Raw genomic sequence first — 20,209 nt, forward strand, 5'->3', positions numbered from 1 at the left:
GTTGTCAAGCGTTCATTCTTTTCAACGAAAGTCGTTAAGAAGAAAGAAGCTTTTCAACTCGCTGAACTGGCGAACCCTTATGTTTAATAAGCGTTTGCTTTTCTTGTTCAGCGGCGGCGCATTCTACATTGCTGCACCAAACTGTCAACCAAAATTTCATGGTTGCGTCTGCTGCTTGTTAGCAAGGAAGTGATGCGCCGAAAGAGTGGAACGAATTATACGTCTGAAACCAACTATGACAACAGGGGATTAATACCTAAAAGCAGTACGGCTTCTTAAATGCTCTATATAGATGCCACTGGAGCAGCCTATTTAGTCCAGAGACAAGTGTCTGCTATAAACTCGCCCCATCATGTTTTCTCCTGTGTAACCTTGAACTTCAGGGCTTACCAGGCGGACATTCTGATGATGTATCAACGGAATCGCAGGCACATCCTTCATTATTAGTTCTTCTGCTTTACTGTAAACAGCCATTCTCTCAGCTGACTTTCCCGGCATACTTCTGCCAACAGTTAACAGCTGATCGTACTCCTGACTGTTATAGTGACTCCTGTTACTGACTGCCTGGCTATGGAAGATACTCAGTAGAGAAGCTGGATCTTTATAAGGTCCAATCCATTGAACAATAGCAATCTGATAATCCTTATTGTTCAGTGTCTGAAAATAATGTTTTCTTTCATAGCCTTTGAGTACCACTTTTATACCCAGTCTTTTTTGCCATTCCTGACCTGCGGCAATAGCCAGCATTTTATCTTTCCCACAACTATTGCAGTAAGCAATTTCTATCTCTTGCATACCTTTAAGATAGCTTCGACCAATGCCTGCTCTTTCATTGATAGTTTTCTGGAAATTATCAGGTAATGAAGGCTTATAGTGTTCAAAGTTGGGCGGTACTATTTGCCAGGCTGCCGCTCCTGCGCCCGTTGCCTGACTTTTTGCCAATACGTCTCTATCTATGGCTAATGCCAGCGCTTGCCTGTTGCCTTGATGTTGTAAGTTTTTGTCTTTCATATTCAGAAAGATCAAAGCGACCGACATCCAGGGTTCTGTTTTCAATGCTGCAGGCTGATGAGACCGCACCCAGTTTTCATGTTCTGACTTGATTGAGTTGGTGATATGAATCTCTCCAGACCGAAACCGGGACAGCTCATCACCACCGGTAATGTAAGCAACAGAATCCAGCCTGGTTGATTTGTTGTCTCTGTACAATGGGTTTCTGACCGCTCTGATTCTCTCGTTAACCTTCCACTCTGTTAATTGAAATGCCCCATTGCTAACCGCATTTTCAGGCAAGCTCCATTTTGCCCCCTTTGCTTCAATGACATGTTTTGGAACCGGAAGAAAACCATAAAAAGCCATAAGTTCAGCAAAGTAACTGACCGGAGCATCAAGATAGAATTCCAGTGTGTCCTCATGGACTGCCTTAACACCCAGTTGCTCTACCTTTTTATGACCTTTAATGACTTCATGAGCATTTTGTACTTCAAGGGCTTCCAGAAACCAGGCAAAACTGGCGGCAGTTTCAGGGTCTGCAAAACGTCGGTAGGTGTATTCAAAGTCTTTAGCAGTCAGAGCAGCACCGTCTGACCATTTTAGCCCTGGCCTGATCTTGAATGTCCAGGTCTTACCATCTTTTGAGCTGTGCCAGGATTCTGCCTGACCAGGAATCAGCTCACCCCTGGGACCATAAGTAACCAGCCCTTCAAACAGATCATAGGCAATCCAGCCTTCCTGCGGTCCGGACATTAACTGGGGATCCAGTGATTGAGGCTCGCCACCATTGCCTCTGACCAGTTCTTTGGCAGAGGCAACCGCGATCACCAGTGATGCGCTCATCAAAAGCGCTCGAATCATTAACGAAAACACACTCATTCTTCATTACTGTTCAGACAGAGTGCTTCATTCTGGCTCTCAAAACCCTTTCTCGCCAACTTCTCTGACAACCTGTTTCGTCAAGCTCTGAAAAAATCGAACGCCACTACATCCGCAATCTGTTTCTTATTCAGCATCAGCATCAGCAACCGATCCACACCCATGGCCACACCCGCACAATCAGGCATTCCTGACTTCAAGCCTTCAACCAGTTGATGATCGTACGGATAAACAGGGAGTCCCTGTTCTTTACGTTTATTCTGCTCAGCCTCAAAACGTGCTTGCTGCTCTTCAGCATCTGTCAGTTCATGGTAACCATTTGCAAGCTCGACTCCGTTAACAAAGAGTTCGAACCGAGCAGCAACCTGCTCACCCCGATCATTAGTATGAAGCCTGGATAATGCCGCCATGCTGGCAGGGTAGTCATAGACATAGACGCCATTCAAATCACCGACTTCACTGATACCCAGCTCGGGTTCAATCATGTTTGAAAACAACAGGTCGAGACAGTCATTTCTTTCCAGTCCATCCAAATCTTTATCCACATGCTCTTTAACCAGTGCAGTGAGCTCAGCATGAGATGCTGTATGAGGGTTCAGCCCCAGCCTTTTCTGAAAAGCTGCTCCATAACTGACTCTGCCCACTTCCTGAAATCCGGCAACAGAGGATAATAATGCTGTCATGTCATCCATTAATTGATGCTGACCCATGCCCAGTCGGTAATATTCCAACATGGTGAACTCCGGATTATGCCGCCCACCGGCTTCACCATTACGGAACACTCGACCCAGAGAGTAAATATCGCCACAGCCCGAAGCCAAAAGCCTCTTCATTGGAAACTCAGGTGAAGTGTGCAAATAGCAGGACTGCTCCTTGCCACCCCCCATAGGCAGAAAGCTTGTAACGAAGCTATTGATGTGAAGATCCACGGTAGCATTGGCTGAAAGCATGGGGGTATCCACCTCCATCACTTCCTGCTCGTCAAAATACTGTCGAACTCTGCCAAACAGCCGTGCTCTTTCTTGCAGTGTCGAGATTGAGGCAGAGGGTTTCCAGTTATCGGATGACATGCAAGTCATACTCCATTGGTCGAAATGAGCCACTCAGGGGCTTCCTATACTGAAGTCACATGTTAGCCCCCACAAGGACGTAATAATGAAAGCAGTAACAAAAATTCTGGCTGTCGCTGGCCTTTCTCTCATCGCAAGCACATCCATAGCCTGTGAGCGCTATAAAGGTGCCGAAGCGATTGGCAATAACAAATGTTCTGTCCCAACGGGTCGTTATACCGTTTCAGGTAATCTGGGGGATTCAGATCGCTATTCAGCCACTCTCTGGGTAACAGGCTGTCAGGTGCATATGGTGATCGAAGACAGTACTAAAGCCAATAATGCAGGTGACTACCTGATTACTCGTAATCGTTTGCGCGGTCCTGACGCCAAGCCTATGCATCATCACAAAAAAGGCAAAGGCCACCAGCACAAGAAAGATAAGTGGCAAGTAAAAGGAAAGCATAAAGGTCATCACGGCAGAATGGGGGGTGCCAAACTATGTCGCGGAAATAGCATTAACTTTGGTTTCGGCAAAGATCGTATAGCCATAGCCAATCCATCGGACCTGATCGGTGAAGTACGCCTGAACTACAAAGAAGAAGGGGATTACCTGACAGGAAGCATCAAGTTGGGTGAAGAACATACCATTCTGAATGATACAACGGTTGACCTGATTAAACAGTAACGGTCATGGATCATGGTCGAAAGCAGCGGCTTTCGACCATAACGTTCATCTTACTTCACACGACCCACGTACTCACCGGTACGGGTATCAATTTTCAGAACTTCACCTTCGGTAATAAACAGTGGCACCTTCACAGAAGCGCCAGTAGCCAGTTTGGCTGGCTTTGAGCCGCCCTGAGCGGTGTCACCCTTCAGACCTGGATCCGTTTCTATTACCTGCAATTCAACAAAGTTAGGTGCAGAAACAGAAAGAGGGGATCCGTTGTACAAGGTTACAGAGTATACTTCCTGCTCTTTGAGCCAGTCGATGGTATCACCCACAGCTTCTTTGCTGGCAGCATGCTGCTCAAAGGAGCCGTCGGTCATCATGAAGTGCCAGAATTCACCATCGGTGTACAGGTACTCCATGTCGTAGTCCATCACGTCTGCTGCTTCGATGTTTTCACCAGACTTGAAGGTTCGTTCCCAGACGCGGTTACTCATCAGGTTACGGAACTTAACCCGGTTAAAAGCCTGGCCTTTACCCGGTTTTACAAACTCGTTTTCAATGATGACGCAGGGATCACCTTCCAGCATCACTTTGAGACCTGAACGAAACTCGTTGGTACTATAACTAGCCATCGGACACTACCAGCAAAATGAAAACCTCTATGATAACCCGTTACGAGGGCGGTGTGCATACTGACAAACTATCAACTCGTCTTTTGCTCCCTGAAGAGCAACCCGAAAGCTGGAAAAAAGTGCTCTCGGATTCTGTAACCGCTCCTGAGGAGTTACTCGAAATCCTGGGGTTGCCAAAGTCTCTGCTACCTGGAGCGATCAATGGCAGTCACAGTTTCAGTATGCGCATTCCCCGTCCATATATAGACCGGATGACCCAGGGTGACCAGCACGATCCTCTGCTGAGGCAGGTTCTACCTCTGGGAGAAGAGTGTGAAGAAGTGAGTGGCTTTAGCCTCGACCCCCTGGCAGAACAGTCTCAGAATCCCACTGAGGGCATTATTCATAAATACCAGGGCCGACTGCTGCTGATTGTCAGTGGTGCCTGTGCCATTAACTGCCGTTTCTGCTTCCGCAGGCATTTCCCTTACGGAGATAACCAACTGGGTGGAGACAGTTGGATACAGGCAGTAGAGTACATCCGTTCACAGGAAAGTATTCATGAAGTCATCCTGAGTGGTGGTGACCCACTGGCCGCGACAGACAATCGGCTAGCTCGCATGGTGGATGCACTGTCCGATATCCCCCACGTAAAAACGCTGCGCATACATACTCGTCTGCCTATTGTGATTCCCCAAAGAGTCACTGAAGCAATGATTCAATGGTTCTGTGGCGGAAGGCTCAAGCCTGTCATGGTGATTCATTGCAATCATGCCCATGAGATTGATGAACAGGTTGAACGGTCATTACAGAAACTCAGGGAAGCAGGGGCTACATTACTGAACCAGACGGTTCTGCTCAGGGGAGTCAATGACACCTCGGAATCACTGGCTGCTCTGAGTCACACCCTTTTCAATGCCGGAGTACTGCCTTATTACCTGCACCTGTTGGATAGAGTACAGGGTGCGGCCCACTTTGACGTGCCGGAAGAAAAAGCCAAAGTACTGATCAATGAGCTGATGCATCAGTGTCCGGGCTATCTGGTCCCCAGACTGGTGAGAGAGGTCGCTGGAGAAGCCAGCAAGACACCGATTCCTGTCAATTAGCCTGTTTGTAGCCACTTTACCCGGGAACTTTGTTCCTCTGTCCCGGGTCTACCTGTTACTGAAATGGACTTATTGGATAACAGGGTTTGTTATGCTTGATCACGCCTCAGCGACACCAAGATCTATTCTACGAAAGCCCTCTCCCCTTCAGGATCATCCTGAAGCAGAGGCAGCTATCAAGCCAAATAAAAGCGCTCAGAGTCAAAAGGAACCTCTGGCTCATAGAAGTGTGAAGAGCCATCAATGCCAATACTTGAAGTCTTTTGGCACTCGAATGGCCATTGAGTACTTCAGACAGCAGTCCCGACAGTTTCAGGCATCTGTTATTGAAGTGACAAAGCCTGCTGAGCTGGCTCGGTTTATAAATGATATGGCTGAAGACATCTTCCACAATAACTCTGAGCTGAAACATTTCATCCACCAGTTTCCTAATAAATGTCCGGTAGACCTTCACGAGTTACAAACCACTCTGATTAATGATTTGTTAGTAGCGCGCTATCAGTCTTTTCTACAATCCGATTCAAACAGCCAGTCATTGCAAAGTTTGATGACATTAATGCATCGAGCAATAGCTTTATCCCTGACTCGCCCAGACTATCCGATCGATGTTCAAACATTGACTGATAACCCGGATCTTCTAAAAACCCATATCGAAAAGAATTTTTACCGCACGGTCAGGCAGTGTAGAAACATTCAGCATTACATCCCGCCTGAACAGATTCTTGATCATATTCAGTGGCACGATGTGCAGGCTCAGTTAAAAGCCAGCCAGTCCAGACTGACCTATACAAAAGAATATATTGATGAGATTGATGTACGCCCAAGACACAGAACAGACCTTGAGCGTGAAGCAGGGCTGCCTGAAAAAGAAATGAGCAAAGAAAACATAGACTCAAGTGAAGATGAAAGGGTCTGCTGCGATATGATCATCGGAGATCATCAAACTGTTTTCAAAAGTAAAATGGACAATATGACATCCGCAGCTGAGCTAATGACGCTCAGTTTCTGGGGAGATCAGATGGCTATAGAAGACAGTTTGCTCGATCAGTGCGATTTAAAACTGGCTCAATTACTGACAGTTAATCTCACCAACATTCTGGTTCTGGCCCCGAATATGGCAGAACTCGTTAAAAAGTGTCGAGCCGTTCTGGCCCTGAAAGAACCTGCCCGTAGCACCAACATGAAAGTATTTGGTCAACATATTCAAGGCTTGCTTACTGCAGAGCTGGAGAAAATGGATAAGACAGTAACCCGGATGACCTTCTTCATGAACTGGCAGGGAAGAAATCATGGTGATGTGGAACGGTGCACTCTCTATCTCCGTCGTTTCTACAATGAAAACCCGGTCAAATACCTCCCACCTATGCTGGAAAAAGTGGGTCACGAATACCTTGTACATCAGATGGCTACGGCTTTGGATTCTACTTCAGAAGACCAGACACTTAAAAGTAGCCTTGAAGAAGCCACCGAAAGAGCCAAAAGCCTGGATAAAGGTAAAAATATCAGTGACCCTGGCTTCCCCAAAGCAGAAAAACAACTATGGCTAAGACGTGTCAATGAAGCCTGGGCTTCAGGGCAATCTATAAACTGGAATCAACCGGCACCCTGATAGAATACCGTCTTGTTATCAGGCTACCTTAAACAATTTCTTCTATCCTCATTCTTCACTCTGGATATAAAAGAGTTTTTGTTTATTCATGTTTACTTTTAAGATCCACCGACGTGCCTTTCTGCTTTTGCCTTTTCTGCTATTCATCCTTGATCAGGCCCATTCTGGTTTATTTCCGGAAATCGATTTCAGACCTCGTATTCCTTCCACAGCAGAGTCGCTGTTTCGTCTACCAGACCTAACTGATTACAGCACTATGGCAGAAGCCTTAAGACCAAAAGTTGTAGTTCCTCTGACTCTCGACCCTGATGATCCAGAACAAAGGCCTCCTTCTCTTGAATATATGAGAACAGGCAAAGGGCATGAAACAATGCTGGAGGAGCATCAAAAAAGAATAAAGGAGCGACAAGATGACCTGAGACTCCTTTTTCCTTTTGAACAGGAGCCAGAAGACAGCCTTTCTATCGAAGATCCCCATGGAGCATTTACAATCAGATCGCTGTCTGTGGTTCCAGAGTCTAGTAGCGAGCACGATCCGGAAATCCCCGATAAATCGGCAGATCAGGATCAGGTAGGACTGATTCAACTGATGGACCCGGCAGAGTCTGATAATAAACCTTCAAACTCCGACGGAAATAAAGAAGAAGGCTCGTCATCAGAAGACGAAAGTGATGAGGATGCTGAGGAAGAAGAAAGTGAATCTGATGCAGTAAAGTCCAAAGAATTATCCCCACTGGAACAACACGAAAAGAATTTGGCCAGTTTGCCTGCTTATGTTCTGAAAGAACCCACCCAAGCTTATTTTTCCAGAAGAAAACATTTGGCGGCCATGCTCATAGGATGTGCTGCCGGGTTAGCCGCTACCCAAGGCTGCAGCACTATTACCCGGATATCTACAGCTTGTCTGATGGTTTTTTTAACTCCCACCGTGATGAATATGCTACTGGTCAAATATGCCGAGATACGCAGGGGCTCCTGGTCAACAGCAGCTCTGATTGTTAATCAATTTTCCAAACACACAGATGAACAGGGTCGTCGGCTGTGGGAGCACCAAGTTATTCCCGGTCTCCAAGACCAGATCCTGAGGCTGCTCATACAATGGCAGGAAAACCGATCGCTGAGCGGTGGTGCATTAATGATGGAGTTTTTCTATATCTGGGCAGCCTGGATTGAGCAGATGGACTCGGGAAACATTACAGAAATTACAGAACACCATGTCAGCAATATCGAGGCCATTTTTCATACTCCTGAGCCTAGAGGTGAAGAGCGGGCAAATAGCGACCTGCAGTTCAATGCAGAAGAAGTGGCCAGACAAATTGCCGGGCAATTACCCACTTTCACAATGCATGCGGAAACGGATGATTCATTATTCAACCTGGTTAACTATGTTGCATCATTGAACCCAGGCTTTTATCTGTTCAACAATTTGATTTCCCCCGAACTTCTGGCCCTTGCCATCGTACAAAGACCTTATCAGGACAGACACTACTATATTTTTCTGGCTCCTCATTTAAGTAATCAGCACTTTTACACCACCAACCCGGAAGAAGTTGAAGCGCTGATCAGAGTATTAGTGGATACCCTCACAGACCCCAGTCAAAACCGGAGACTTTCTATTCTCAGGCTGATAGATACTCAGAACGCTATGGCCGCAGCTGCCTTTCCAGAACCAGAGGAATCCAATGAAGAAGATGAAGAGCAATAATCAAAATCAGCAATCTCTCACAGACTGTGTCTGTAATTTTGCTCGTATCATGCTGGATTCTTTAAGCCTGTAATCTTAGTATATAGGCTAGCCCTAAAGGATTTTAACGGGCAGATAATCAGGATGATTCCATGGACGTGCAGAATGAAAGGATTCCGCTGCAGCTCCCGCCTCAAAGCCTGAACAGTTTATCGTTCAGTCAAACGGATGTGCACGCGGTTCATCAATGGCTCAGTGAGCTGCCCAAAACAAATAGAACGCTGTCGCTTAAATCAATGGGACAGGCGCTGGATGAGCTTGCTCGCCTCAAAGTACAACCTTCTCTTCACTGGGCTCTGGTCGAACAGTTTAGACCCGTCGTTTACTATCTAATCCATCAGAGTCAGAGCCAGTCCTTGAAGAACCTGGTCGCTTTCAATGAGACACAACAAGAAGAATATAATGCCTGTCTGAAGTTATTATTGAGGCTGTTAACTGTTTACAAAGTTATCGTTCGTGTAAGCCTGAGACAGCACGATGCTTCCAGCCCCCTGGCTGCAGCATTACACCGGGCACTGACTGAAAGTACTTCCATACTGCTCTTTACCTGTGAATATTATCGATCCGCTCCTGACCGGATCTGGCTGGAACTGCACACGCTTTACTCTACTGCCAGAGATCAAGACCTGGATACCTTCAGTCTTGAAGACTCTGTCACGACTAAAGCCAGAAAACTCTCTCTCTCCGACCTTTATAAGCGGGTATTGCTACTAAGCCGCTCCAGATCCAATCAGTTGAGACCTCAGGAAGTCCGACAGATCTTTAAGGCGCTTTGTCTCTGGGCGCCTCATAGTAAACTCGAACGGGTAGAAAGAAGTCGGTCGCACTTTGTGGTCAATCTGGATTCGGATGAAGGACTGCTCTTCAGTTCTCTGCTGGAGGGAGAAAAAAATGATCACCTGCTGGCACTGGATTCCAGATTGCTGACAGCTCATCTGAAAAAACTGAGCGAATCCGTTTCGGAAGAAAAACCCGGAGCTCTCCCTAAACGGGTAGTTGATCATTTGGCCCTTGCGTGGGGCCCTCCAGGGCCACGAAAACACAAGCGTCAAAATAGCGCAGACACCTGTGAAATCTGTTTTGGCTTCAATGCTGTCCACTACTTTTTACATGATCAGAAGACCTTTGATGAAATGGTTTCCGGGCATACAGCCCAGAACCAATCTGGCAAGAGTAGCTTCTCTTCCAATGACAGCAGTGATGCCTGGTCTGAAGCTCATGATGCTCATCGCGATGAAGATGAAAAAACACCCAAGAGAACTTCACCCATTCACTTTACCCGGTCAGCGACCCAAGGTTCGCTGTACCCTGTTTATAACTGTTCAATCATCAATACCTGTGCAGGAGGCTACTGCCTGAGCACCAGTGCTGGACTGGAACGTCAATTACGCACAGGAGAACTTCTGGCTATCAGAGAGCCCGGACAAAAAAATTGGCTGTTAGCTGCGGTACGCTGGGTTCAGGTCAATCATCAAAAAGATTTGGTCATGGGGTTGGAGTTGCTCTCTGCCTCTACCAAACCCTGTGCTATTACGCCTCTGAAAAAAACCATGGGCGCCAGCCATTATCAGAGAGCTTTCCTGCTACCGGTCATGCCGCCCGTCAATAATACGCCCACCTTGATTGCGCCCAAAGTATCGTTCAAAAGTGGGCTGAAATTTATTCTGCTTCAGGGAGGCAAAATTCAAAAGGGACAACTACTTGAATCTGTCTCCAGCTCACCAGGCTATAGCCAGTTCAAGTTTCGACTATTAGAAGATCAATATTAAGTTAACCTCATGACGTGTTCATTTTTCAGAAGCGCGGTTCTCAAGCACTGAAAACCGATAACCGCCTACTCCAAACTGATAACTTCTATACTTCTTCGATTTATCCCAGAAGATCGAAACAAGGCGGACGGGTGTTCACAAACCATTCTTCGAAGTATTTGCTACTTTTTATCTTCCTCCTGACTGGCTGCACAACCACTCAGGATGTCATGGACTCCTGGCAAGGCAGACATATTGAGGAGGTCATCGGCAACTGGGGAGCCCCCAGTTCCATGCTTCAGCTTGAAGATGGTAAAAAGGTTTACAGCTGGGTCTCTAACTGGGGCTCAGCCTATCTGATGAGTACCTGTAGACAGTCGTTTACTACATCATCAAAAGGCATCATTAAAAACTGGCGATATACGGGCTGCCCACATTGGCAATCGATATCGATGGATAAAATAAACCAGATGTCATCTGACTTAAGCCAGCCTACTGAAAAGTAAACCCATAGATAGTTTTTATCCTCAGAATGAGACCGCTGAGTCTGTTTTGACAATAAGTCTTTTGGACATAGCTGAGAATGATTAGAATGCAGTGTAATAGAAGTTAACAAGTACCTGACCAGTTGTTTCGCACCATTCTGGCGAGTGGATTTTTTCATCCTTCAAGGCGTAACGGCGGGCGCATAGCCTTAGCTATGCAACCATAGTTGGAACGCAGAAGGATGGAAAAAGCTGCCGTCCAGAATATGTGAAAACAACTGGTTAGGTATTTACGTATTCTTTAACAGGATAAGTGTTACAGGATAAGTGTTGCAGGGAGCGCACCGGGGCCATTAGCGATACAAAAACTGTTTGTCGCCTTGGCGAGAGAAGATTTTTCACGACTGAAAAAGCACTGCCATCATGAACAATAATAAACAGCCGGTACGCCTGTTGACACTGGAAACGTCCAGAAACGAGGCAGAGCGTTGGGTCAAACTTTTCCGCAATGCTGGCCTTCCTGCCAGGGTGCAACAAATAGATACACTGGACGATCTTGAAGAAGCTTTGAACACAGGCTTGTGGGATTTACTTCTGACCGTTGAAGAAACGCCCATGCTGACCGCTGAACAAGTACTCTCCAGCGTCCAGAGATTGAAACTCGATATCCCGGTCATTGTCTCTGTCCAGGACAGCAAACCCGATGTCATCAGACACTGGCTGGAGAAAGGCGCTGGCGATGCGATTCATCAATCCCATGAAGAGCATATGCTGCAGGCCATTCTAAGGGAAAAAGCCAGCCAGGAAAGTCGACAACAACTGCAAAAACTGCAAAAAGAACTGGATGATCTGGAACAACGTTGTCAGCTACTGATGGACAATGCCTCACAGGCCATAGCCTATGTTCATGAAGGCATGCATATCGATACCAACCTTTCATACATTGAATTGTTTGGTTATGAAGACCCGGATGATCTGGCAGGTATGCCCCTGATTGATATGATCGCCTCTCAGGATCAGCCCCTGTTTAAAAATCTGATCAAGCATTTCAAACCAGGAGAAGAACAGCCCGCTGTAGAGTGCCAGCTGACCCATGCAGAAGGTCAGGCCTTTCCAGCGACAGTCCTGTTATCCGATGCGGTATTTGATGATGAGCAGTGCATTCAGGTCATCGTAAAGGCCGGCACGTCTGCTTCAACCACTCCGACCGTTGCTCACCAGGAAGAAGATTCTATTCTGATTCCCCGCAACCTTTTTACTGCTCAGCTCAACACCGACCAGGAGCCTGAAACCCTGGCTTATCTAAGGCTCGATAACTACGACTCGATTCGGGAAAATATCGGCATTGATGGCAGCATAGCGGTCCAGGAAACTGTGAGCCGACTGCTTTATGAACAACTACCAGACAGTACAGCCACTCACTATGGTGACGAGGTTTACCTGATCAATGTCCACGAGAAGAATATTGCCGCCCTGGAACCCTTCAGAGAGGCTCTTGAAAAAGAACTGATCAATGCAGGACAACAGACTCTCTACACAACAGCCAGTGTTGGTCTGGCAGAGAGAGGTCAGAAGAGTGATGGTCAAACGTTACTGGAGCGCGCCTGCTTTGCCTGCCATTTGGCCGCCAACGATGGCGGCAATAAGCTTGAGTTCTTCTCCCAAAGCGCCATAGATAACCAAAAAGCCAGCAATGGTGACACCGTTGCCATGATTCGACAGGCTCTTGAGAACGACAGTTTCCGTCTGCTGTTCCAGCCAGTGATCAGCGTGACCGGAGATGGACAGGGTTATTATGAGGTTCTGCTTCGTCTTCTGGATCAAAAAGGCAAGGAAGTCCCCGCCGGTGAGTTTATTACGGCCGCTGAAGACAGTGATCTGATGCCCTTTATTGATCGCTGGGTTATCCGTCAATCGGTAAAGTTGCTCTCCAGAAAGCTCAGACATGGCGAAGACACCCGTCTGATGATCCACATCAGCCAGGCCAGCCTGGACGACGAAGAATTTGCTGATCGTCTTTCCCGTTTGCTGGAGGCTGCCGATGTGCCTGGCCACATGATCATCCTGCAAATGACTGAAAGACTGATCCACCAACATCTTAATCAAGTCATGACTTTTGCTGAACGCTTGAAGCCCGTTGGTTGCAGGTTTGCCATGACCCAGTTCTCAGGCGAGACTCGTTCCATGAAAATTATGGAGCACCTGGATCTGATGTTTGTGAAACTGGATTACTTGTTCACAGAAAAACTTGAACGCAATGACGACTCTCACCTGAAGAAAGCCACAAACAATCTCAAGAGCCTGAACAAAGTCATCATCATGCCCAGAGTGGAAAATGCCCAGACACTCACCAGCATCTGGCAGCTGGGTGTCGATTATGTACAAGGCCACTATCTGCAGCCTCCTCTGGAGTCCATGACTTACGACTTCAGCGGTTAATACAGTTAACCTGACAGGCTTTGTCTGAAGCCTGTCAGCTTTGAATTTATTCAGTGCTCTGCCGATAGCAGGTTATCAACCCACTGAATAAACTATCATGAGCATCGGCAAACCCGGACGGTCGGTTCCCAATCACTACGTTGACCTGAAACCTCAGGATCAATCGACTAAAACCAATGGCGTTTCGAGCCATACCGCAGAAAAGTTCATCCCAGAATCAAGCAAAAAGCATCCTCTTGATAAGTCGGTGAAAGACCGGGATACAGAGGTCATCTCTGTACCCAATGGCCCTTTTGCCAGACTGAAGGCTTTTATTTTGCGGCGTCCGGAACCTGCCGAAATTCACCACATCAAAGAACTGATTGAAACGTTATCCTCAAAGTCTGACGACCTCTCAGAGCCCATTATCTTTAAGGATCGATCGGCAAGAATAGACAAAGGAAGCCCAGAGCATGCTGCCTGCGCCTGGCTGGCAGAGGTGGGACTCGTGAAAATGGACACATCTTCTCAGGGAGCAGTAACAGTAAAAATGCTCAGGCCACGCAAGCTAAAGGTTCAGTCCGAGATAGCCAGAAAACTCAGTAAACTCATGCCTGCAGAACTGGGAAAAGATGGCTCCTTGCAACTCGGGAGTATGTCGAGAAAAGCCGATTATCGAAGACAAAACGATCTTCAAATATCAGGGCTTCTAACCTTTGACTCCGCCAAACAGAAACACGTTGTAAACGCCAGATCCAGACAACTCATGAAATTCGATCGCTGTCAGGATCGATTCGAGAATCGTATGGCCGCTCCCAAAATGTACTGGGCAGGCCGGTTCAGAGCACTGGCAAAGTCGGGTCGCTACGATGAGGAAGTCAAACCTAACGTGCAAGAGGTTGCCAACAAATTCCGCAACAATGTTAGTCGTCATTCTGTCTGGATTAATGAGCAGGATGCTGACAGTAAAGCGGGCTATTTCAACGATGTTGGCTGCCCTGAATTAGCCAGCGAGATACGGCAAGCCAAGAAAGACTGTCCCTGAGAGCCTGGCAGAATGATACTCAAAAGCAGAACGGTCGATTAGCCAACTGAAAGCTCTATGACTTCACTGGTGTCTGGAACATCAGCCTGATCATGAGTGACCATAATGACAGGTATCGATAGTTCCGAAACCCGCTTAAAAACAAACTCCCTGAATTGCTGACGTAACTCTGGATCCAGCTTCGAAAAAGGCTCGTCCAGCAGCAGGACTTTTGGTTCCGAAAGCAGGGTTCTCATCAAACTGATTCGGGCTCTTTGCCCCCCCGACAGAGTCAATGGGTTGTTCCTGCCAAAGCCGGGGAGCTGACATTCATTCAAGGCTTTTTCAATCTTTTGCTTTCGCTCACTCCGGCTGTAACAAGAAGGTATTCCAAAGGCCAGATTCTCACCGACTGAGAGATGAGGAAACAAAAGATGATCTTGCAGCTGCAGCCCCATTCCACGTTGATGGGATGACGTGTGGGTTATGTCTTTTTCATCAAGAATGATGGACCCTGAAGACTGGAAGTTGCTGGCCAATGTCCCGCAGAGAAAATCAAGAATAGAGGACTTGCCACAACCACTCGGTCCCATGATCGCCAGAATTTGGCCTTCTCTGGCATTAAAGCTCAGATCAGACACCAGTAACTTTCCTGCGACCGACAACGTGAGATTTCTGACTTCCAGTTTCATACCCACCTCCTGACGGGTCGCCAGCTTCTGATCCTCCAGGAACTGAGCATAACCATGAGTCCATACATCAACATAGGCAACAGCATTTGTACCAGAGCGTATACAGCCATTACTTTTCTATTCCCGCCGGAAGCCAGCGCTACCGTTTCTGTCGTGATCGTAGTCACTCTGCCAGCCCCCGCAAACAGCGTTGGCAAATACTGGGCAATACTGACCGCAAAGCCCAGAGCAAAACTGGCCAATAGCGGTTTCAGTAGAATCAAACACTTCACCTGAAAGAAAGCCCGGACAGACGACCCCGACAACATAAGTGCCTGGGCGGTATGTCGTTCATCATAGTGTTGCCAGGGGCCTGAAAGGCTGAGATAGCAATACGGTAAAACAAATAGCAGGTGCATAAAGGCTACAGACAACCAATGGCCCTCTGCACCTGAACGGATCAGCCAGACCTGGATACCAAACAGAAAGGTCAGCTGTGGCAGTAATAATGGCAGGTACATTGCCCGGCTTATCAGTCTGTGCACCTTTCTCAGGTAGGACGATGCTGTCTGACTTTTCCTGCCCGCCTCCAATATCAATACCGATATCAGCAAAGCAAGAAAGGCCGACACCACACCAATCAGCAGAGCCATTTCCAGAGGTTCCAGAAGTCTTGGCCAGGCTCTTTCCCAACCCCGGAAGGACCAGCTTTGTGGCAACAAGGCAGGAAACCGCCATCGCCAGGCAAACGACCAGATCAATAACATCAGGGCACTGGCTGAAAAAACCACCAAAAGGGTTTTCCAGCTAACAATGGAGAGACCACTCCAAAATCGACCTCCAGTACCTCTGCGACCTGAGGTTATCCAGTCTCTGAATAAAGTGGTGGCCAGTTTTTCCAGCAGAACGACTAATGCAATAGCAGCCAGAACCAACATCAATAGCAGAACACTGCCGGCAGAAGCCAGAGCCTGAATTTCAAGATCAGGATTCTGAAACCAGTTCAGCACCTGCACGGCAAAAGTGGGCGGTGTTGCAGGTCCCAATACAATGGCTATATCCACTACGGACAGGGAAAACACCAGAACCGTCAGCATGGAAAGACGCACCCTTGAATACAACTGAGGCCAGATAAGCTTCACCCAGACCGTCCAGGATTGATAACCCAGTCCTGTTCCCGTCCTCAGTGTTTCCCTGACCGGTAACTGTCTGATAGAAACCATCAGCATCAAAATTAGAAAAGGCGTTTCTTTCAGTATCAACAGTGCCGTTAATGACAGCGCCCAGGGGTCCTGAACGGTATGCCAGTCAGGAGGGCCTTGCCACTCCATAAACGATGAAAGCCCTCTGGCCAGCATGCCACTGGGCATAATCAGAAATACCAGCCCGACGGAAAGCGCTACATGGGGTGTTGCCATGATGGGTGACAGCCAGCGTTCAGCCTGACGCCAGAACCGGCTATCCCAGGCGGCACTAACAAAAGCCAGCGCCAGCAACATAGATATCACCGTTGCCCCCAACCCTGAGAAAAAAGACCACCAGAGCATCTCTGCCAGACCTGGCGTTTCCCAAAGTTGCAGCCACGGGGTAAAAGACAGGGAAGTCATTCCCAGCACAGGTAAATAGCCAAATGCAGGCAGGACAGCACTGAGCGCGCCTAACAATACGACAGCAAAAAATAAAACTGCGACCAGAGTCGCAGCAAGGTGCATGACGGAACCGTTTCTGAAATTCAAACCGGCTTACTCACTGGCGATAGCGCTTCTGCCATTCAGCTTCCAGAGTGGTTGACCAGGAACTGTGTGGCTCAGGCAGTGCTTTGCCCAACGCTTCAGGACTGAGAGTGGCAATACCCAGAGGCAACTCATTGAAGCGTTGCTTATCCAACGCATCCAGTTTGCTCATGCTTAATACGGTAGGATCTCCCCAGACATCCGGATCAGCCTTGTGCAACTGGGCTTCAGGAGACATCAGAAAATTAATCACAACCTGAGCTGCAGCTTTTGCACGGGCATTATAGGGAATCGCCAGAAAGTGTGTATTACCCACTGTTCCAGCGGTATTAACATAAGTTCTGACACTTTCTGCCAACTCGCCATTGGCAATAGCCGAACTGGCATAGGATGGATTAAACGTCATTGATAGTAGAATCTCGCCGTCATCCAGCAAGGGGGTAAGTGCCAGATTATTCTGGGGGAAGGTTTCTCCCTTGCGCCAAAGCAACGGGTGCAATTCATCAAGATAACGCCACAGAGGTGCTGTTACCTTATCAAAACTGGCTTGATCAACCGGTTCAAACAAGGCTGGATTTTGATCGGCCAGCTCCAGCAATAACTGCTTTAGAAACGTGCTTCCAACAAAATCAGGTGGCAGTGGATACGTCACCCGACCAGGATGCTTTCTGGCAAACTTCAGTAGATCTTCCGCACTACTGGGAGGCTCCTGGACGCTAGCCTGGTCATAAATAAAAACCAGCTGAGCCATACCCCAAGGGGCTTCCAGCCCTTCTACCGGTTCCCCAAAATCCAGGACGGTTGTTGGCTTTTCCTGTGGATCGATCCAACGGTAGCTGGGCAAGCGATCAGAAAACGGACCAAAAAGCAGGCCATGGTGTTTCATTGAGCGAAAGTTTTCGCCATTGATCCAGAGCATGTCCACAGTCCCTTCGGTATCCCGACCGGCCTGCTTCTCCGCTAATATACGACTGACGACATCTGCTGTATCGCTGACTTTGACCTGCTTCAGCTCAACACCATAACGCTTACGCACCTGCTTGGCCGTCCAGCGGATATAGTCATTGATTTGCTGACTCCCACCCCAGGCATTGAAATAAACAGTTTGTCCTCTGGCTTCCTGTAGAGTCTTCTGCCACTGCTCATTCGTTATGGACGTGGGAGAAGGCTCTGAAAGAGGTGCGGCATAACTGTGTGTTGAAAGTAGTATTGAAAGCAGTATTGAAAGCAGTATTGAAAACAGGGATGCCAGAACAGCCAGAGTCTGTACGACATGCAAAAAGCGCCTCTTTACCGTGAAAAATATTTTGCCTGGCCACTTTTCATCCTCGAGGGTGACGCATAATATTTTTCTTCGCTCAGGGCTGTTTATAATGAAAAACTTTTCGTCTCCAAAGGAAGCGAAAAGTTGTTTCCATCGCTCATGGCTGTTAATCAATGAACGCTTTCTCAAACCTAAAACCATTCTTAACGTTTATCCTGATTAAGTACCTGCAGATCTTGCTCACTGAAGCCTAACAGGTAGAGTATGCTGTCCAGGCCTAATGTTGAGATAGATTGTTTAGCACTCTGTGTGACTAGAGGCTTGGCTCGGAACGCAACCCCCAATCCAGCCACACTCAACATGGGCAGATCGTTGGCTCCATCGCCTACAGCAATGGTTTGCTCAAGAGAAACCCCTTCTTTTTTAGCGATTTCTTTCAGCAGTTGGGCTTTACGCTCGCCATTCACTATTTCACCAATGGCTTTCCCGGTCACTTTTCCGTCGACGATTTCCAGCTCATTGGCATAGATGTAATCGATGCCGAAAAGACGTTTCAGATAATGGGCAAAATAAGTAAAGCCACCTGACAGAATGGCCGTTTTATAGCCCAGCGCTTTCAAACTGCGAATTAACGGTTCAGCCCCTTCCATTATGGGCAATTTCTCGGCAATGCTGGCGAGGACAGATTCATCCAGCCCTTTCAGCATGGACAACCTTTCACGGAAACTTTCGTTGAAATCCAGTTCACCCTGCATAGCCCTTTCGGTGATGTCTGCAACCTTGTCACCTACACCAGCGGCTTCAGCCAGAAGATCAATGACTTCGGCTTCAATCAAGGTGGAGTCCATATCAAATACCACCAGCCTGCGATTCCGGCGATAGATACTGTCTTCCTGAAAGGCTACATCGGCGTCCAATTCAGAAGAGATATGCAGAAAGTCCGCCCTCAGCTTATCCTGTTCTGGAGAAGCGCCACTGACGGAAAATTCCAGACAGGAAGATGTACGCTGTTCCTGAATTTTACCAGGCTCAAGGCTGTCCGTATTCAATGATTGACGGCCAGACAAGCGGGTGACCTGATCTATGTTCAGGCCATGCTCTGCAGTGATATGAGTAACGCGAGCAATCTGTTCTGCCGTCACATTTCTGGCAAGCAAGGTCAGTATGTAGCGGTTCTTGTCTTGCTCAGACACCCACTGTTCATAGCCTTCATCCGAAATAGACTGACAATGACACTGAAGTTCAAGCTCATGAAAATGAGACTGCAGATCTTTCAGGACCGGAGCGGCTTCCCGGCCTTCTGGCAGTCGAACCACAATCTTCCATGTTAGAGTGCCCCAGGTCAGGTTGTCATGGATAACCGATTGACTGACATCAAGAATTTCCAGCCCCCCGTTTTGATGAGAACAGGCGCCCATGATGGACGTTATGGAGGCCGTCAGGCCGGGTTTGTCCCGCCCCGTCACATTGATCAGCAGAATCTCGCTCACAGTACACCTGGCTTCTTATCGTTTTGACTGGCGCTATTGTAACCCATTACGTTATGTATTAATGGCCGCTTTCATTGAAAGCAGCCCCGTTTTTCCATACCTTCGAAAAGGTACTGCACACAATGACCGTTCTAATAGAGTTTCCGGGAAGGGTACTGACCCCGAATAGACAGATTGTAATATCGACCAATAGATTCTGCAGAGATTAGCTCCCGATAAACTGAACCCGGGACATCATAATAGCGGTAAAGGCTCTCACTGCCGACAAACTGGATCTCCAGAATTTGAGCCGTGGGATCATAGCCTGCAGATGCGAGGGCTGAAGACTCCAGAAAGTCACGTTTAAAAGGCAGTGTTTCGAGTCGATAGGCGACACTTTTTATTTGTTCTCTCAGGATAAGCTCGCTGGGATCACCTGAAAGGTAGGTGAGTACAAAGCTATGGTTCTTCCAGTCTTCACTTTCAGTTGTATTCGTCGCATTAGCCGGTAAGGGACCAAAAATCACACTTCGGATAAAGTTGATAATCAAGTCTTCTGACAGCGTAAGATACCGGGTTATCGCTTCCTGATCACCGGGATAAGCTAGGAGCCTGTCGGACTTAAGACAATTTCGGCCTAAATTCCAGAAAGAACGGCCCAATTATTCGATGAATTCGATTAAATAGGTCAACTATTCTCACGAATCCATCGAATAATTCGACTCGTTCT

General features: G+C 47.6%; 16 protein-coding genes. 8 read left to right on the top strand and 8 right to left on the bottom strand.

Annotation, left to right across the window (positions count from 1 at the left end):
* Window positions 1–312 precede the first annotated feature (312 nt).
* Both ACR2PX_RS16700 and epmA read right to left on the bottom strand, forming a co-directional pair.
* Window positions 313–1,836 carry a peptide ABC transporter substrate-binding protein gene (locus ACR2PX_RS16700; protein ID WP_434000492.1) on the bottom strand — a complete coding sequence of 508 codons (1,524 nt, stop codon included), beginning with the start codon at window positions 1,834–1,836 and terminating at the stop codon, window positions 313–315.
* 116 nt (window positions 1,837–1,952) lie between these two features.
* Window positions 1,953–2,942, bottom strand: coding sequence for an EF-P lysine aminoacylase EpmA (epmA, locus tag ACR2PX_RS16705; RefSeq protein WP_434000493.1), 990 nt, complete (start codon window positions 2,940–2,942; stop codon window positions 1,953–1,955).
* Window positions 2,943–3,027: 85 nt separating this feature from the next.
* On the opposite strand from epmA, the gene ACR2PX_RS16710 reads away from it, so the two are divergent.
* Window positions 3,028–3,609: a hypothetical protein gene (locus ACR2PX_RS16710; protein WP_434000494.1), complete on the top strand. Its 582-nt coding sequence runs from the start codon at window positions 3,028–3,030 to the stop codon at window positions 3,607–3,609.
* Between the two features lie 50 nt (window positions 3,610–3,659).
* Here the strand turns inward: ACR2PX_RS16710 and efp are convergent, their stop codons facing one another.
* The gene (efp, locus tag ACR2PX_RS16715; RefSeq protein WP_434000495.1) at window positions 3,660–4,229 is read right to left on the bottom strand and encodes an elongation factor P; all 570 of its coding nucleotides are present in this window, start codon (window positions 4,227–4,229) and stop codon (window positions 3,660–3,662) included.
* A gap of 29 nt (window positions 4,230–4,258) precedes the next feature.
* Here efp and epmB point away from each other — a divergent pair, with 29 nt between their 5' ends.
* From epmB to ACR2PX_RS16750, 7 genes are all read left to right on the top strand, one after another.
* Complete coding sequence (gene epmB / locus ACR2PX_RS16720; protein WP_434000496.1) at window positions 4,259–5,314, top strand: EF-P beta-lysylation protein EpmB; 1,056 nt, start codon at window positions 4,259–4,261, stop codon at window positions 5,312–5,314.
* 91 nt (window positions 5,315–5,405) lie between these two features.
* The gene (locus ACR2PX_RS16725) at window positions 5,406–6,923 is read left to right on the top strand and encodes a hypothetical protein (RefSeq protein ID WP_434000497.1); all 1,518 of its coding nucleotides are present in this window, start codon (window positions 5,406–5,408) and stop codon (window positions 6,921–6,923) included.
* Window positions 6,924–7,011: 88 nt separating this feature from the next.
* A complete protein-coding gene (locus ACR2PX_RS16730) occupies window positions 7,012–8,628 on the top strand; it encodes a hypothetical protein (RefSeq protein ID WP_434000498.1) in 1,617 nt (538 codons plus the stop codon).
* A gap of 131 nt (window positions 8,629–8,759) precedes the next feature.
* A complete protein-coding gene (locus ACR2PX_RS16735; RefSeq protein WP_434000499.1) occupies window positions 8,760–10,436 on the top strand; it encodes a hypothetical protein in 1,677 nt (558 codons plus the stop codon).
* Between the two features lie 209 nt (window positions 10,437–10,645).
* On the top strand, window positions 10,646–10,921 hold the full coding sequence (locus ACR2PX_RS16740; RefSeq protein ID WP_434000500.1) for a hypothetical protein: 276 nt from the start codon (window positions 10,646–10,648) through the stop codon (window positions 10,919–10,921).
* Window positions 10,922–11,323: 402 nt separating this feature from the next.
* A complete protein-coding gene (locus tag ACR2PX_RS16745) occupies window positions 11,324–13,339 on the top strand; it encodes an EAL domain-containing protein (protein WP_434000501.1) in 2,016 nt (671 codons plus the stop codon).
* 97 nt (window positions 13,340–13,436) lie between these two features.
* Entirely contained in the window at window positions 13,437–14,363 is a 927-nt protein-coding gene (locus tag ACR2PX_RS16750; RefSeq protein WP_434000502.1) for a hypothetical protein, read from the top strand.
* A 38-nt stretch (window positions 14,364–14,401) separates the two neighbouring features.
* On the opposite strand, the gene ACR2PX_RS16755 is transcribed toward ACR2PX_RS16750, so the two are convergent.
* The 5 genes from ACR2PX_RS16755 to ACR2PX_RS16775 all read right to left on the bottom strand — a co-directional run bounded on the left by ACR2PX_RS16755 (window position 14,402) and on the right by ACR2PX_RS16775 (window position 20,141).
* Window positions 14,402–15,034, bottom strand: coding sequence for an ATP-binding cassette domain-containing protein (locus tag ACR2PX_RS16755; protein ID WP_434000503.1), 633 nt, complete (start codon window positions 15,032–15,034; stop codon window positions 14,402–14,404).
* Window positions 15,031–16,749: an ABC transporter permease gene (locus ACR2PX_RS16760; RefSeq protein WP_434000504.1), complete on the bottom strand. Its 1,719-nt coding sequence runs from the start codon at window positions 16,747–16,749 to the stop codon at window positions 15,031–15,033. The genes ACR2PX_RS16755 and ACR2PX_RS16760 overlap by 4 nt, the downstream gene beginning before the upstream one ends.
* 10 nt (window positions 16,750–16,759) lie before the next feature.
* On the bottom strand, window positions 16,760–18,025 hold the full coding sequence (locus tag ACR2PX_RS16765) for an ABC transporter substrate-binding protein (protein ID WP_434000505.1): 1,266 nt from the start codon (window positions 18,023–18,025) through the stop codon (window positions 16,760–16,762).
* Between the two features lie 188 nt (window positions 18,026–18,213).
* On the bottom strand, window positions 18,214–19,500 hold the full coding sequence (gene serB, locus ACR2PX_RS16770) for a phosphoserine phosphatase SerB (protein ID WP_434000506.1): 1,287 nt from the start codon (window positions 19,498–19,500) through the stop codon (window positions 18,214–18,216).
* A gap of 131 nt (window positions 19,501–19,631) precedes the next feature.
* A complete protein-coding gene (locus ACR2PX_RS16775; RefSeq protein ID WP_434000507.1) occupies window positions 19,632–20,141 on the bottom strand; it encodes a KTSC domain-containing protein in 510 nt (169 codons plus the stop codon).
* Between the last annotated feature and the right edge of the window lie 68 nt (window positions 20,142–20,209).

It is taken from the genome of Endozoicomonas sp. (genome assembly GCF_051008435.1).
In the GTDB taxonomy this organism is placed as follows: Bacteria; Pseudomonadota; Gammaproteobacteria; order Pseudomonadales; family Endozoicomonadaceae; genus Endozoicomonas_A.

What these genes read in the sequence shown, in the direction of transcription:
- efp (WP_434000495.1), bottom strand. Translation starts at nt 4,229, where the DNA reads ATGGCTAGTTATAGTACCAACGAGTTTCGTTCAGGTCTCAAAGTGATG.
- ACR2PX_RS16730 (WP_434000498.1), top strand. Translation starts at nt 7,012, where the DNA reads ATGTTTACTTTTAAGATCCACCGACGTGCCTTTCTGCTTTTGCCTTTT.
- ACR2PX_RS16745 (WP_434000501.1), top strand. Translation starts at nt 11,324, where the DNA reads ATGAACAATAATAAACAGCCGGTACGCCTGTTGACACTGGAAACGTCC.
- epmB (WP_434000496.1), top strand. Translation starts at nt 4,259, where the DNA reads ATGATAACCCGTTACGAGGGCGGTGTGCATACTGACAAACTATCAACT.
- ACR2PX_RS16725 (WP_434000497.1), top strand. Translation starts at nt 5,406, where the DNA reads ATGCTTGATCACGCCTCAGCGACACCAAGATCTATTCTACGAAAGCCC.
- epmA (WP_434000493.1), bottom strand. Translation starts at nt 2,942, where the DNA reads ATGTCATCCGATAACTGGAAACCCTCTGCCTCAATCTCGACACTGCAA.
- ACR2PX_RS16750 (WP_434000502.1), top strand. Translation starts at nt 13,437, where the DNA reads ATGAGCATCGGCAAACCCGGACGGTCGGTTCCCAATCACTACGTTGAC.
- ACR2PX_RS16700 (WP_434000492.1), bottom strand. Translation starts at nt 1,836, where the DNA reads ATGAGCGCATCACTGGTGATCGCGGTTGCCTCTGCCAAAGAACTGGTC.
- ACR2PX_RS16710 (WP_434000494.1), top strand. Translation starts at nt 3,028, where the DNA reads ATGAAAGCAGTAACAAAAATTCTGGCTGTCGCTGGCCTTTCTCTCATC.
- ACR2PX_RS16755 (WP_434000503.1), bottom strand. Translation starts at nt 15,034, where the DNA reads ATGAAACTGGAAGTCAGAAATCTCACGTTGTCGGTCGCAGGAAAGTTA.
- ACR2PX_RS16735 (WP_434000499.1), top strand. Translation starts at nt 8,760, where the DNA reads ATGGACGTGCAGAATGAAAGGATTCCGCTGCAGCTCCCGCCTCAAAGC.
- ACR2PX_RS16740 (WP_434000500.1), top strand. Translation starts at nt 10,646, where the DNA reads ATGGACTCCTGGCAAGGCAGACATATTGAGGAGGTCATCGGCAACTGG.